Here is a 15,137-nt window from a genome sequence, read left to right on the forward strand (position 1 = left end):
TAACGACAATGGATTTTGTAGGAGTGCATCGTGCGTAAGTTGACTCAATTGGTTCTCCTGGCCTCCGTACTGGTGGCAGGCCCGGCGTTTGCCGACATGAAAATCGCTGTTCTGAACTATCAAATGGCACTGCTGGAATCCGATGCGGCGAAGAAGTACGCCGTGGATGCCGAGAAGAAGTTCGGCCCGCAACTGACCAAGCTCAAGACGCTGGAAAGCAGCGCCAAGGGTATTCAGGATCGCCTGATGGCCGGTGGCGACAAGATGCAGCAGGGCGAGCGTGAGCGTCTGGAGCTGGAATTCAAGCAAAAGGCCCGGGACTTCCAGTTCCAGTCCAAGGAGCTGAACGAAGCCAAGGCCGTTGCTGACCGCGAAATGCTCAAGCAACTGAAGCCGAAACTGGATAGCGCAGTGGAAGAAGTCATCAAGAAAGGTGGTTTTGACCTGGTGTTCGAGCGTGGCGCAGTCATCGATGTCAAACCTCAGTACGACATCACGCGCCAGGTTATCGAGCGCATGAATCAGCTGAAGTAACCCATGACCGTGACTATCAAGCTCGGCCAGTTGGCCGAGTTCCTCGGCGCCACCCTGAGTGGCGATCCCGAGCAGCAAATTACTGGGCTAGCCACCTTGCAGGAGGCTGGCCCAGCTCAGTTGAGCTTTCTGGCAAACCCTCAATACCGCAAATACCTGGCCGGCTCCCAAGCCGCAGCGCTGTTGCTCAAGGCAGCCGACGCCGAAGGCTATGCCGGGAATGCACTGGTGGTGCCGGATCCTTACCTGGCTTATGCCCGTATTTCCCACCTGTTCGATCCGAAGCCGAAATCCACTGCCGGTATCCACCCGAGTGCGGTGATCGCGCCGGACGCCGTCGTTGATCCGACTGCCTGCATCGGTCCCTTTGTGGTGATCGAGGCGGGTGCGCGGATTGGGGCCGGTGTAACCCTCGGCGCGCATTGCGTCGTCGGTGCCCGTAGCGAAATCGGCGAGGGCGGCTGGCTGGCTCCGCGGGTGACGCTGTATCACGATGTGCGTATCGGCAAGCGAGTGGTGATTCAGTCCGGTGCCGTGCTCGGCGGTGAAGGCTTCGGCTTTGCCAACGAGAAAGGCATCTGGCAGAAAATCGCCCAGATCGGTGGCGTGACCATCGGCGACGATGTGGAGATCGGCGTTAATACCGCCATCGACCGCGGTGCGCTGGCCGACACCGTGATCGGCAACGGCGTGAAGCTCGACAACCAGATTCAGATCGCCCACAACGTACAGGTCGGTGATCACACCGCCATGGCCGCGTGCGTGGGGATTTCGGGCAGCACCAAAATCGGCAAGCACTGCATGCTCGCCGGGGGTGTCGGCCTGGTAGGGCACATCGATATTTGTGACAACGTTTTCCTGACTGGAATGACCATGGTTACCCACTCGATCACCGAGCCGGGTGCCTACTCTTCCGGTACAGCCATGCAGCCGGCTGCCGAATGGCGTAAAAGCGCGGCGCGCATTCGTCAGCTCGATGACCTCGCGCGGCGTTTGAAACAGCTTGAAAAGCGCGTAGGGGAAGTGACCCCTGGCGGCAATGCTTCATCTGAAGGCTGATACCATTTCCATATCAAGTGTGCACAGCCTCTGGACTGCCTCCTTGATTTGCTAGAGGAGTGCGCGTCAGTCGCGCTCCCAATCTTTACATAGGCTTCCCCCCGAAATGATGGACATCAACGAGATTCGCGAATACCTGCCTCACCGTTACCCGTTCCTGCTGGTGGACCGGGTAGTGGAGTTGGATACGGAAGGCAAGCGCATTCGCGCCTACAAGAATGTCAGCATCAACGAACCGTTCTTCAATGGTCACTTCCCGGCCCACCCGATCATGCCGGGCGTGCTGATTATCGAAGCGATGGCTCAGGCTGCCGGGATCCTTGGTTTCAAGATGCTCGATGTGAAACCGGCCGATGGCACCCTCTACTATTTCGTCGGTTCCGACAAACTGCGTTTCCGTCAGCCAGTGCTGCCGGGTGACCAGTTGATCCTCGAAGCCAAGTTCATCAGCTGCAAACGCCAGATCTGGAAGTTCGAATGCCAGGCTTCGGTCGATGGCAAGCCGGTCTGCTCCGCTGAAATCATCTGCGCGGAACGCAAGCTATGAGTTTGATTGACCCTCGCGCAATCATCGATCCTTCGGCCGTACTGGCCGAGGGTGTCGAGGTCGGCCCGTGGTCGATCATCGGCGCAGGTGTGGAAGTCGGCGAGGGAACAGTGATCGGGCCTCACGTGATCCTCAAAGGTCCAACCCGAATCGGCAAGCACAACCGCATCTACCAGTTTTCCTCGGTAGGCGAAGACACGCCGGATCTCAAGTACAAGGGCGAAGACACCCGTCTGGTGATCGGCGACCATAACGTGATCCGAGAAGGCGTGACGATTCACCGTGGCACGGTTCAGGATCGTTCCGAAACCACGCTGGGCGACCATAACCTGATCATGGCCTATGCCCACATCGGTCACGACAGTGTCATCGGCAACCATTGCATCCTGGTCAACAACACTGCGTTGGCCGGCCATGTGCACGTTGATGACTGGGCAATTCTGTCCGGTTTCACCCTGGTGCATCAGTATTGCCACATTGGCGCCCACAGCTTTTCCGGCATGGGCACAGCGATCGGCAAGGACGTTCCTGCGTTCGTTACCGTATTCGGCAACCCGGCCGAAGCGCGCAGCATGAACTTCGAGGGCATGCGCCGTCGCGGTTTCAGCGAAGACGCCATTCACGCCCTGCGCCGGGCGTACAAAACGGTGTATCGCCAGGGCCTGACCGTCGAACAGGCGCTGGCCGAACTGGCCGAGCCGTCTGCACAGTTCCCGGAAGTCGCGATGTTCCGTGACTCCATCCAGTCGTCGACCCGCGGCATCACCCGCTGACCATGGCCAATCTGCGTATTGCGCTGGTGGCGGGGGAGGCTTCCGGTGACATTCTGGGCGCCGGTCTCATGCGCGCCCTCAAGGCACAGCATCCTGCGGTGGAGTTCATCGGAGTCGGCGGTCCGCTGATGCAGGCCGAAGGCCTGACCTCCTATTTTCCGATGGAACGTCTGTCGGTCATGGGGCTGGTGGAAGTCCTGGGGCGGTTGCGCGAGTTGCTCAAGCGCCGCAAGGACCTGATCGCCACGCTGATCGCCGAAAAACCGGATGCCTTCATCGGCATTGATGCACCGGATTTCAACCTCAATATCGAACTCAAACTGCGTCAGGCCGGGATCAAGACCGTGCACTACGTCAGCCCTTCGGTATGGGCCTGGCGGCAGAAGCGGGTGCTGAAGATCCGCGAAGGCTGCGACCTGATGCTCACGTTGTTGCCGTTCGAAGCAAAGTTTTACGAAGAGAAGGGCGTGCCGGTGCGGTTCGTCGGTCATACGCTGGCCGATACCATTCCACTGGAGGCTGATCGTGCGTCCGCGCGTGCCGAGCTGGGGCTGTCTGACGGCCCGCTGGTGGCTTTGATGCCGGGCAGCCGCGGCGGCGAAGTCAGTCGTCTGGGTGCGCTGTTCCTCGATACCGCCGAACGCCTGCGTGCCATGCGCCCGGGGCTGCGCTTTGTCATGCCGTGCGCCAACCCCGAACGTCGGGCCCAGCTTGAAGCGTTGCTGGCCGGTCGCGACCTGCCAGTGACCCTGCTCGACGGCAAGTCCCACCTGGCGTTGGCCGCGTGCAACGCGGTCCTGATCGCGTCGGGTACGGCGACCCTTGAGGCGCTGCTGTACAAGCGCCCGATGGTCGTGGCCTACCGTCTTGCGCCGCTGACGTACTGGATTCTCAAGCGCATGGTCAAGAGCCCGTACGTCTCTCTGCCCAACCTGCTGGCCCAGCGACTGTTGGTGCCGGAATTGTTGCAGGATGATGCGACGGTCGAGGCACTGGCCCAGACCCTTTCGCCGCTGATCGACGGCGGTGAAGAACAGACTCGTGGCTTCGACGAAATCCACCGCACCCTGCGTCTGGACGCCTCCAATCAGGCGGCTGACGCCGTTCTGAACCTGATCGGGCAAAAACGATGAGCAAGACAAGCATGCAGATGGGCCTGGATTTCACCCTGGTCGCCGAAGTCGAAGAACTGGTGGCCGGCGTTGATGAAGTCGGTCGCGGCCCGTTGTGCGGTGCAGTCGTCACGGCGGCGGTCATCCTCGATCCGAACCGTCCGATTATCGGTCTCAACGACTCGAAAAAACTCACCGAAGCCAGGCGGGAAAAGCTCTACGACGAAATCTGCGAAAAGGCGCTGAGCTGGTGCATCGCCCGCGCCGAGGTCGAAGAGATCGACGAACTGAACATTCTGCACGCCACCATGCTGGCGATGCAGCGTGCGGTGGCCGGCCTGCACATCCAGCCGAAACTGGCGATGATCGACGGCAACCGTTGCCCGAAACTGCCGATGCGTTCCGAAGCGGTGGTCAAGGGCGACAGCAAGGTTCCGGCCATTGCGGCGGCGTCGATTCTGGCCAAGGTCAGCCGCGACCGTGAGATGGCGGCGTTCGAGTTGATTTATCCGGGTTATGGCATCGGTGGCCACAAAGGCTACCCGACCCCCGTTCATCTGGAAGCGCTGGTGCGCCTCGGGCCGACGCCGATTCATCGCCGTTCGTTTGCCCCGGTGCGACAGGCTTACGAGGCGCTGGAAGGTCTCACGCCGGTTTAGCGGCGAGGCTGATGTTTTATTCTGGGCCCGGTACAATCCGGGCCTTGTTGTTTCTATGTAACTGGACAGGATCACTATGCCGGCTTCATTCGTTCATCTACGCCTGCACACTGAATACTCCCTGGTCGACGGGCTGGTGCGGATCAAGCCGCTGGTCAAGGCCCTGACCGGTATGGGCATGCCGGCCGTTGCGGTTACCGACCAGAACAACATGTGTTCGCTGGTCAAGTTCTATAAAAACGCCATGGGCGCGGGAATCAAACCGATCTGCGGCGCCGACCTGTGGCTGTCGAACAAGGATCCGGACGGGCCGTTGAGCCGGATCAGTCTGCTGGTCATGAATGCCCAGGGCTATCGCAACCTCACCGAGCTGATTTCCCGTGGCTTCATCGACGGTCAGCGCAACGGCATGGTCATCATCGAGCGCGAATGGGTCGCCGAGGCCAACGAAGGCCTGATCATGCTGTCCGCCGCCAAAGAAGGCGAGATCGGCATGGCCATGATCGGCGGCAACCCCGCCGAGGCCGAGGCCCTCACCCGCGAGTGGATGTCGGTGTTCCCGGATCGTTTTTATCTGGAAATCCAGCGTACCAACCGTCCGAACGACGAAGAGCAACTGCACGGTGCCGTGGCCCTGGCCGAGAAGCTCGGTGCGCCACTGGTCGCTACCAACGATGTGCGCTTCATCAAGCAGGAAGACTTCGCCGCCCACGAAACCCGCGTCTGCATCGGTGAGGGCCGGGCCCTCGACGACCCGCGGCGTTCGAAGAACTACAGTGATCAGCAGTACCTGAAAAGCGCCGAGGAAATGGCCGAGCTGTTCAGCGACTTGCCGGATGCGGTGGAAAACACCGTCGAGATCGCCAAGCGCTGCAACATCGACGTGAAGCTGGGCAAACACTTCCTGCCGGACTATCCGATTCCCGATGGCATGACCATCGACGAGTATTTCCGCAAGGTATCGTTTGACGGTCTGGAAGAGCGTCTCAGCGTACTGCTGCCCAAGGACACCACTGAAGATTACGAGGCCAAGCGACAGGTCTACGTCGACCGGCTGAATTTCGAGCTGGATATCATCATCCAGATGGGGTTCCCCGGTTACTTCCTGATCGTGATGGACTTTATCCAGTGGGCCAAGAACAACGGTGTGCCGGTGGGCCCTGGCCGGGGGTCGGGTGCCGGATCGCTGGTGGCCTATGTACAGAAGATCACCGACCTCGACCCGCTGGAATATGACCTGCTGTTCGAACGTTTCCTCAACCCGGAACGGGTATCGATGCCGGACTTCGACGTCGACTTCTGCATGGACGGTCGCGACCGGGTAATCGATTATGTGGCCGAAAAATACGGCCGCAATGCGGTGAGCCAGATCATCACTTTCGGTTCCATGGCGGCGAAGGCTGTGGTGCGAGACGTGGCGCGGGCCCAAGGCAAGTCGTTCGGCCTGGCGGATCGCCTGTCGAAGATGATTCCGTTCGAAGTCGGCATGACCCTGGAAAAAGCCTACGAGCAGGAAGAAATCCTGCGCGACTTCATCAAGGTGGATGAAGAAGCGGCGGAAATCTGGGAGATGGCGCGCAAGCTCGAAGGCGTGGTGCGTAACGTCGGTAAACACGCCGGTGGTGTGGTGATCGCGCCGACCAAACTGACCGACTTCTCGCCGATTTATTGCGACGAGGCCGGCGACGGTCTGGTGACCCAGTTCGACAAGGATGATGTGGAGGCGGCCGGTCTGGTGAAGTTCGACTTCCTCGGTCTGCGGACCCTGACGATCATCGACTGGGCACTGAAAACCATCAACCGTGACCGCGCCAAGGTCAACGAGCCGCCGCTGGACATCGCGTTCATCCCGCTGGATGACAAGCCGACGTATCAACTGCTGCAAAAAGCTGAAACCACCGCGGTATTCCAGCTCGAATCCCGCGGCATGAAAGAGCTGATCAAAAAGCTCAAGCCCGACTGCCTCGAAGACTTGATCGCACTGGTGGCCCTGTTCCGTCCGGGCCCGCTGCAGTCCGGCATGGTGGATGACTTCATCAACCGCAAGCATGGTCGCGCGGAACTGGCGTATCCGCACCCGGATTACCAGTACGAAGGCCTGCAACCGGTGCTGGCGCCGACCTACGGCATCATCCTGTATCAGGAACAGGTGATGCAGATCGCCCAGGTCATGGCCGGTTACACCCTCGGTGGTGCGGACATGCTGCGTCGGGCGATGGGTAAGAAAAAACCCGAGGAAATGGCCAAGCAGCGCGGCGGTTTCATTGAGGGCTGTGCGTCGAACAATATCGACGCGGACCTGGCGGGTAACATTTTCGACCTGGTGGAAAAATTCGCCGGTTACGGCTTCAACAAATCCCACTCCGCCGCCTACGGTCTGGTGTCGTACCAGACCGCCTGGCTGAAAGCTCACTACCCGGCGCCGTTCATGGCTGCGGTGCTTTCGGCGGATATGCACAACACCGACAAGGTCGTGACCTTGATCGAGGAAGTGCGCACGATGAAGCTGCGCCTCGATGCGCCGGACGTGAACACGTCGGAATTCAAGTTCACGGTGAACGACGAAGGCCGCATCGTGTATGGCCTGGGCGCGATCAAAGGCGTCGGCGAAGGCCCGGTGGAAGCAATCACCGAGGCTCGTCAGGCCGGCCCGTTCAAGGACTTGTTCGACTTCTGCGCCCGGGTCGACCTCAAACGTATCAACAAGCGCACGCTGGACGGTCTGATCCGCAGCGGCGCGCTGGATCGCCTCGGCCCGTACTTCCACGACGAGCAGAAGGCGTATCAGGCCAACATCGACCGTAACCGCGCGGTGTTGCTGGCGGCGATGGAAGAGGCGATCAAGTCGGCCGAGCAGACTGCCCGTACCCGTGACAGCGGCCATGCCGACCTGTTTGGCGGGTTGTTCGTCGAAGAGGACGCGGACGTTTACGCGATCCACCGCAAGGCGAAAGAGCTGACCCTCAAGGAGCGGCTCAAAGGTGAAAAAGACACCTTGGGCCTGTACCTGACCGGTCACCCGATCGATGAATACGAAGGTGAAATCCGCCGTTTCGCCCGCCAGCGCATCATCGATCTGAAACCGGCCCGGGACACCCAGACCGTGGCGGGGATGATCATTGCCCTGCGGGTGATGAAGAACAAAAAGGGCGACAAGATGGGCTTCATCACCCTCGACGACCGCTCCGGGCGGATCGAGGCGTCGCTGTTTGCCGATGCGTTCCATTCTGCGCAATCGCTGTTGCAGACCGATGCGATGGTGGTGGTCGAAGGCGAGGTCAGCAACGACGACTTCTCCGGCGGCCTGCGCCTGCGGGTCAAACGGGTGATGAGCATGGAAGATGCGCGCACCAACCTGGCCGAGAGCCTGCGCCTGAAGTTGCAGACCCAGGATCTGAAAGGCGATCAGCTACGCTGGTTGGGGGATTTGCTCAAGCGTCACCGCGGGGCGTGCCCGATTACCATGGAGTACACCAGCCCTGATGCGAAGACCTTGCTGCAGTTTGGCGAGACCTGGCGGATCGACCCGGCGGATGCCTTGATTCAAGCCCTGCGTGACCAGTTCGGGCGAGACAACGTCTTCCTCCAATACCGTTGACCGGCAGGTGAGAACACGCCGCCTGCCCACAACCTGAATTTTTAATCTCGACCTCAGCGCGCCTCTCCCTTAAGGTAGGGCGCGAATAGACAACCGGCCGGCCCAAGCTCAATTGGGACACGACCCAAGACGGACGCCTATGAACCCGAATTTCCTGGATTTCGAACAGCCGATCGCCGACCTGCAAGCCAAGATCGAAGAGTTGCGCTTGGTCGGTAATGACAATTCGCTGAATATCGGCGATGAGATCTCCCGCCTGCAGGACAAGAGCAAGACGCTCACCGAAGACATCTTCGGCAAGCTGACCAGCTGGCAGATCGCACGTCTGGCACGTCACCCGAAACGTCCCTACACCCTGGACTACATCGAGCACATCTTCACCGAGTTCGACGAGCTGCACGGTGATCGTCACTTCTCCGACGACGCGGCCATTGTAGGCGGCGTGGCACGTCTGGAAGACCAGCCAGTGATGGTGATCGGTCACCAGAAGGGCCGTGAAGTGCGTGAAAAGGTACGCCGCAACTTCGGCATGCCGCGTCCGGAAGGCTACCGCAAGGCGTGCCGCCTGATGGAAATGGCCGAGCGTTTCAAGATGCCGATCCTGACCTTCATCGACACCCCGGGCGCCTACCCTGGCATCGATGCTGAAGAGCGCAACCAGAGCGAAGCGATTGCCTGGAACCTGCGCGTCATGGCCCGCCTGAAAACCCCGATCATCGCCACCGTGATTGGTGAAGGTGGTTCCGGCGGTGCACTGGCGATCGGTGTGTGCGACCAGCTGAACATGCTGCAGTACTCGACCTACGCGGTGATCTCGCCGGAAGGCTGCGCTTCGATTCTGTGGAAAACCGCAGAAAAGGCGCCGGATGCCGCTGAAGCGATGGGCATCACCGCCGAGCGTCTGAAAGGCCTGGGCATCGTCGACAAGGTGATCAGCGAGCCTCTGGGCGGCGCCCACCGTGATCCGGCCGCTGCCGCAGCATCGATCCGCGCCGAGCTGAGCTCGCAACTGGCGATGCTGAAGAAGTTCGACAACGAAGCGCTGCTCAAGCGTCGTTATGATCGTCTGATGAGCTACGGCCTCTGATCGAACGCCGTTTTGGCTGACAACGCAAAACACTGTGGGAGCGGGCTTGCCCGCGAATGCGATGTAACATTCAACGACTGTGTTGGCTGTTTCACCGCTTTCGCGAGCAAGCCCGCTCCCGCTTTTGGTTTGTGAAAAGGTAGAAAAATGGGTCAGCCCTCGATTGATTTACCTTCCAGGCTTTTGGGCAGTCTCAAGCCCTGGCTCGATGCGGCTCATTGGCGTATCGCTTTCTCGGGTGGCCTCGATTCCACCGTCCTGCTGCACCTTCTGGCAACTCTGGCCAAAACCGAATCCCTTCCGTTGCTAAGCGCCATCCATGTCCATCACGGCCTTCAGGCTGTGGCGGATGCGTGGCCGGAGCATTGTCAGTCTGTCTGTGACGGCGTGGGCGTGCCATTGACGGTTGTTCACGTCACCGTGCCAAAGGGTGCCAGCCTGGAGCGCGCGGCGCGGGATGCGCGTTACGCGGTGTTCAGTGCAGCAACCCGGGTCAATGATGTGTTGCTGACTGGCCAGCACCGCGACGATCAAGCCGAAACGCTGCTGTTCCGTCTGCTGCGTGGTGCCGGGGTTCGGGGTCTCTCCGGCATGCCAGCCCGGCGTGCGCTGGGGCAGGGCAGTCTGGTTCGGCCCTTGCTCGACGTCACGCGTGCTGAACTTGAAGCCTATGCGCAGGAACATCAGCTGCACTGGGTAGACGACCCGTCGAATCAGGATCGACAGTTCTCGCGCAACTACCTGCGTCATCAGGTCATGCCGCTGCTGACCGGTCGCTGGCCGCAGGCACACGCCAGCATGGCCCGCAGTGCGGCACATCTGCGCGAGGCGCAGGGCTTGCTTGATGAGTTGGCGCAGATCGATCTGAAGTCAGCGATGACATCCAGCGAGTTTGCATGGCTGGGAGTGCCATCCCTGGAGCTTGCAGCCATGGCGGGACTGTCGGCTGCGCGCCAGCGAAATGCACTCAGTCACTGGCTCGAACCGCATACGCGACTGCCGGACACCGACCATTGGTCGGGTTGGGTGGACCTGCGCGATGCCGGCAACGATGCTTCGGCGGTCTGGCGTCTGGCTGATGGCGAGTTGCACCGCAGCGCCGGTCGCCTGTGGTGGCTCAGCGGCCATTGGCTGCGTACGCCGGCGGTCTGCGGCGACTGGCAGGCGCCGTCGCTGGCGCTACGCTTGCCCGATAACGGGCGTGTCATGTTCACCGGTCAGACTCCCGCAGGAGCACTGCAGATCCGCTATCGTCAGGGCGGTGAAGTGATGCATCTGACGGATCGCGGACATCGCGATCTCAAGCGTCTGCTCAATGAGCGCGCGGTGCCGGCCTTCGTGCGTGGCAGATTGCCGCTGCTGTTTCGCGGTGAAGAATTGCTCGCCGTGGCGAACCTGCCGGGGCTCGACGGCAATGCGCTGGAAGGCTGGCGATTGCATTGGCAGCCTTCGGACGAAGATCAAGGTTTGAGATGAAGGGGGCATTCCGGTAGACTACGCTCCCTTCTTGATACAACTTCTGTGGATTCGCCTGAATTGCAGGAGTTGCCGATTACCAAGCAGTCTTTGCTGGGCGATTCCAAAAAATGTGTAGCGAGCAACGTACCGGTGTTTTCACTTCCGGTCTGTCCCAACGCGGCGGTTTTTTTGAAAGGTGCACTGTGATTAATGCAGGTGATCGGGGGCTTCGGCCTTCCTTCGCTTTCCCCGGCGGCTCGGACCGCTTTAACGCAGACTTCTAGGGTTTTTCATGACGCGCTACATATTCGTCACGGGCGGTGTTGTTTCTTCTTTGGGGAAAGGCATTGCATCGGCTTCATTGGCGGCCATCCTGGAGGCGCGGGGGCTTAAGGTCACCATGCTGAAGCTGGATCCGTACATCAACGTCGACCCGGGCACCATGAGCCCGTTCCAGCACGGTGAAGTGTTCGTCACCCACGACGGCGCCGAGACCGACCTGGACCTGGGCCACTACGAGCGGTTCATCCGCACGACCATGACCCAGAACAACAACTTCACCACCGGCCGTGTCTACGAGCACGTGCTGCGCAAAGAGCGCCGTGGTGACTACCTGGGTGCAACCATCCAGGTGATTCCGCACATCACCGACGAAATCAAGCGTCGCATCATCAAGGGTGCCGGCGATGCCGACGTGGCCCTGGTGGAAATCGGCGGTACCGTTGGCGACATCGAATCGCAACCGTTCCTCGAAGCCATCCGCCAGTTGCGTGTGGAAGTCGGTTCCAAGCGCGCGATGCTGATGCACCTGACTCTGGTGCCGTACATCGCCACCGCGGGCGAAACCAAAACCAAGCCGACCCAGCACTCCGTGAAGGAACTGCGTTCGATCGGTCTGCAGCCAGACGTGCTGATCTGCCGCTCCGACCATCCGGTGGATGTGTCGTCGCGCCGCAAGATCGCGCTGTTCACCAACGTTGAAGAGCGTGCGGTGATCTCCCTGGAAGACGTCGACACCATCTACAAGATCCCGGCCGTGCTGCACGCTCAGGGTCTGGACGATTTCGTCGTCGAGCGTTTCGGCCTGCAATGCAATGGCGCCGACCTGTCCGAGTGGGAAAAGGTCGTCGATGCCAAGCTGAACCCGGAGCACGAAGTCACCATCGCGATGGTCGGCAAGTACATGGAACTGCTGGACGCCTACAAGTCGCTGATCGAAGCGATGAGTCACGCCGGCATCACCAACCGTACCAAGGTCAACCTGCGCTACATCGATTCCGAAGACATCGAGAACCAGGGCACTGCGCTGCTGGAAGGCGTCGACGCGATCCTCGTACCGGGCGGCTTCGGTCTGCGTGGCGTGGAAGGCAAGATCACTGCCGTTCAATACGCTCGCGAAAACAAGGTTCCGTACCTGGGGATCTGCCTGGGCATGCAAGTGGCGGTCATCGAGTTCGCCCGTAACGTGCTGGGCTGGAAAGACGCAAACTCCACCGAGTTTGATCGCGCCAGCGGCCATCCGGTTGTCGGTCTGATCACCGAGTGGGAAGACGCCACCGGTGCTGTTGAAGTGCGTACCGAAGCGTCCGACCTGGGCGGCACCATGCGCCTCGGCGCTCAGGAATGCCTGCTCGAACCCGGCTCCAAGGTGCACGACTGCTACGGCAAGGATGTGATTGTCGAGCGTCACCGTCACCGTTACGAAGTGAACAACAACCTGCTGCCGCAGATCATCGAGGCCGGCCTGAAAATCTCCGGTCGCTCTTCCGATGCAGCGCTGGTTGAAGTGGTCGAAGCACCGGATCATCCATGGTTCGTCGCTTGCCAGTTCCACCCGGAATTCACCTCGACTCCGCGTGACGGTCACCCGCTGTTCAGCGGTTTCGTGAAAGCAGCGTTGGCTCAACACCAGAAGAAGGCGTAACCCGATGGCACAGAAGATCATCCGCGTCGGCGACATCGAGATTGCCAACGACAAACCCATGGTGCTGTTCGGCGGCATGAACGTGCTGGAAAGCCGTGACATGGCCATGCAGGTTTGCGAAGAGTATGTGAAGGTCACCGAAAAACTCGGTATCCCTTATGTGTTCAAGGCCAGCTTCGACAAGGCCAACCGTTCTTCTGTGACCTCCTATCGCGGTCCTGGCCTGGAAGAGGGCATGCGCATCTTCCAGGACATCAAACAAGCCTTCGGCGTGCCGATCATCACCGACGTCCACGAGCCTGACCAGGCCGCGGTCGTCGCCGAGGTCTGCGACATCATCCAGCTGCCGGCCTTCCTGTCGCGCCAGACCGATCTGGTCGTCGCGATGGCCAAGACCAATGCCGTCATCAACATCAAGAAAGCCCAGTTCCTCGCGCCTCAGGAAATGAAACACATCCTGAACAAGTGCGTGGAAGCGGGTAACGATCAGTTGATCCTCTGCGAGCGCGGTTCGAGCTTCGGTTACAACAACCTCGTGGTCGACATGCTCGGCTTCGGCATCATGAAGCAGTTCGAGTACCCGGTATTCTTCGACGTGACCCATTCGCTGCAAATGCCTGGCGGTCGTTCCGACTCCGCCGGCGGTCGCCGCGCCCAGGTCACCGACCTGGCCAAGGCTGGCATGAGCCAGTCGCTGGCGGGTCTGTTCCTCGAAGCGCACCCGGACCCGGACAACGCCAAATGCGACGGCCCTTGCGCCTTGCGTCTGGACAAACTGGAGCCATTCCTGGCCCAGCTCAAAGCCCTGGACGAACTGGTGAAGAGTTTTCCGACGGTAGAAACCGCGTAAACCTCAATTCTCCGGTAAAGTACCGCACGATTTGTCGCTCATGCCCTCGGGTATGAGCGTTGTCGTCTGCAAGCTGCCCGCTGCACACCACTTGCCGACGGTCAAAAGATTTCCTCTAGCTGCGTCGTTTTCGTCAACTTTGGAGTGTTTACAACAATGGCAAAAATCGTCGACATCAAAGGTCGTGAAGTTCTCGACTCCCGTGGCAATCCCACCGTGGAAGCGGACGTGCTTCTCGACAACGGCATCATCGGCAGCGCTTGCGCGCCGTCCGGTGCATCCACTGGCTCGCGTGAAGCGCTCGAGCTGCGTGATGGCGACAAGAGCCGTTACCTGGGCAAGGGCGTGCTCAAGGCGGTAGCCAACATCAACGGTCCGATCCGCGATCTGCTGCTGGGCACCGACCCAAGCGACCAGAAAGCCCTGGATCACGCGATGATCAAGCTCGACGGTACCGAAAACAAAGCGACCCTGGGCGCCAACGCCATCCTCGCCGTGTCCCTGGCTGCGGCCAAGGCGGCTGCACAGGATCAGGACCTGCCGCTGTACGCACACATCGCCAACCTGAACGGCACCCCGGGTGTGTACTCGATGCCGGTTCCGATGATGAACATCATCAACGGCGGCGAACACGCCGACAACAACGTCGACATCCAGGAATTCATGGTTCAGCCGGTTGGCGCCAAGTCTTTCTCGGAAGGTCTGCGCATGGGCACCGAGATTTTCCATCACCTGAAAGCCGTTCTGAAGGCCCGTGGCCTGAGCACTGCTGTGGGTGACGAAGGCGGTTTCGCGCCGAACCTGGCTTCCAATGAAGACGCGCTGAAAGTGATCTCCGAAGCTGTCGCCAACGCCGGCTACAAGCTGGGCACCGACGTGACCCTGGCTCTGGACTGCGCAGCCAGCGAATTCTTCGAAGACGGCAAGTACAACCTGTCCGGCGAAGGCCAGGTGTTCACCGCTGAAGGTTTCGCCGACTACCTCAAAGGTCTGACCGAGCGTTACCCGATCATCTCGATCGAAGACGGTCTGGACGAGTCCGACTGGGCTGGCTGGAAGATCCTTACCGACAAGATCGGCGAGAAGACCCAACTGGTCGGCGACGATCTGTTCGTGACCAACACCAAGATCCTGAAAGAAGGCATCGATAAAAAGATCGCCAACTCGATCCTGATCAAGTTCAACCAGATCGGCACCCTGACCGAAACCCTGGAAGCCATCCAGATGGCCAAGGCTGCCGGTTACACCGCCGTGATCTCGCACCGTTCGGGCGAAACCGAAGATTCGACCATTGCCGACCTGGCTGTGGGCACTTCGGCTGGCCAGATCAAGACCGGTTCGCTGTGCCGTTCCGACCGCGTTTCCAAGTACAACCAACTGCTGCGTATCGAAGAGCAGTTGAATGGCAAGGCCAAGTACAACGGTCGCTCCGAGTTCCGCGGCTGATTAAGTGCCCTGCCTCACCAATACTGCTTCATTTTGGCGGCGCCTGTTGCCGTCACGCAGCGTTGCCGCTCCTCGCCATAGCGCGCTATG

General features: G+C 60.2%; 12 protein-coding genes. All 12 read left to right on the top strand.

Annotation, left to right across the window (positions count from 1 at the left end; all coding sequences use genetic code 11):
• Positions 1-30 precede the first annotated feature (30 nt).
• The 12 genes from NE357_RS05645 to eno all read left to right on the top strand — a co-directional run bounded on the left by NE357_RS05645 (position 31) and on the right by eno (position 15,047).
• The gene (locus NE357_RS05645) at positions 31-534 is read left to right on the top strand and encodes an OmpH family outer membrane protein (protein ID WP_003222140.1); all 504 of its coding nucleotides are present in this window, start codon (positions 31-33) and stop codon (positions 532-534) included.
• Between the two features lie 3 nt (positions 535-537).
• Positions 538-1,593 carry a UDP-3-O-(3-hydroxymyristoyl)glucosamine N-acyltransferase gene (gene lpxD / locus NE357_RS05650; protein ID WP_169429067.1) on the top strand — a complete coding sequence of 352 codons (1,056 nt, stop codon included), beginning with the start codon at positions 538-540 and terminating at the stop codon, positions 1,591-1,593.
• A 106-nt stretch (positions 1,594-1,699) separates the two neighbouring features.
• Positions 1,700-2,140, top strand: a complete 441-nt coding sequence (gene fabZ, locus NE357_RS05655) for a 3-hydroxyacyl-ACP dehydratase FabZ (RefSeq protein WP_003222142.1) — start codon at positions 1,700-1,702, stop codon at positions 2,138-2,140.
• A complete protein-coding gene (lpxA, locus tag NE357_RS05660) occupies positions 2,137-2,913 on the top strand; it encodes an acyl-ACP--UDP-N-acetylglucosamine O-acyltransferase (protein WP_169429068.1) in 777 nt (258 codons plus the stop codon). Before fabZ ends, lpxA begins: the two co-directional genes overlap by 4 nt.
• A 2-nt stretch (positions 2,914-2,915) precedes the next feature.
• Entirely contained in the window at positions 2,916-4,046 is a 1,131-nt protein-coding gene (gene lpxB, locus NE357_RS05665; protein WP_169429069.1) for a lipid-A-disaccharide synthase, read from the top strand.
• Positions 4,047-4,057: 11 nt separating this feature from the next.
• Entirely contained in the window at positions 4,058-4,684 is a 627-nt protein-coding gene (gene rnhB, locus NE357_RS05670; protein WP_249314427.1) for a ribonuclease HII, read from the top strand.
• A gap of 76 nt (positions 4,685-4,760) precedes the next feature.
• A complete protein-coding gene (dnaE, locus tag NE357_RS05675) occupies positions 4,761-8,282 on the top strand; it encodes a DNA polymerase III subunit alpha (RefSeq protein WP_169429071.1) in 3,522 nt (1,173 codons plus the stop codon).
• Positions 8,283-8,421: 139 nt separating this feature from the next.
• Complete coding sequence (locus NE357_RS05680) at positions 8,422-9,369, top strand: acetyl-CoA carboxylase carboxyltransferase subunit alpha (protein ID WP_011332694.1); 948 nt, start codon at positions 8,422-8,424, stop codon at positions 9,367-9,369.
• Positions 9,370-9,516: 147 nt separating this feature from the next.
• Positions 9,517-10,845 carry a tRNA lysidine(34) synthetase TilS gene (gene tilS / locus NE357_RS05685; protein WP_169429072.1) on the top strand — a complete coding sequence of 443 codons (1,329 nt, stop codon included), beginning with the start codon at positions 9,517-9,519 and terminating at the stop codon, positions 10,843-10,845.
• Positions 10,846-11,119: 274 nt separating this feature from the next.
• On the top strand, positions 11,120-12,751 hold the full coding sequence (locus NE357_RS05690) for a CTP synthase (RefSeq protein ID WP_085697338.1): 1,632 nt from the start codon (positions 11,120-11,122) through the stop codon (positions 12,749-12,751).
• 4 nt (positions 12,752-12,755) lie between these two features.
• Positions 12,756-13,601: a 3-deoxy-8-phosphooctulonate synthase gene (gene kdsA, locus NE357_RS05695; RefSeq protein ID WP_007954807.1), complete on the top strand. Its 846-nt coding sequence runs from the start codon at positions 12,756-12,758 to the stop codon at positions 13,599-13,601.
• Between the two features lie 156 nt (positions 13,602-13,757).
• Positions 13,758-15,047, top strand: coding sequence for a phosphopyruvate hydratase (gene eno / locus NE357_RS05700; RefSeq protein WP_007954808.1), 1,290 nt, complete (start codon positions 13,758-13,760; stop codon positions 15,045-15,047).
• Positions 15,048-15,137 lie beyond the last annotated feature (90 nt).

The sequence above is a fragment of the Pseudomonas sp. G7(2022) genome, from assembly GCF_052660475.1.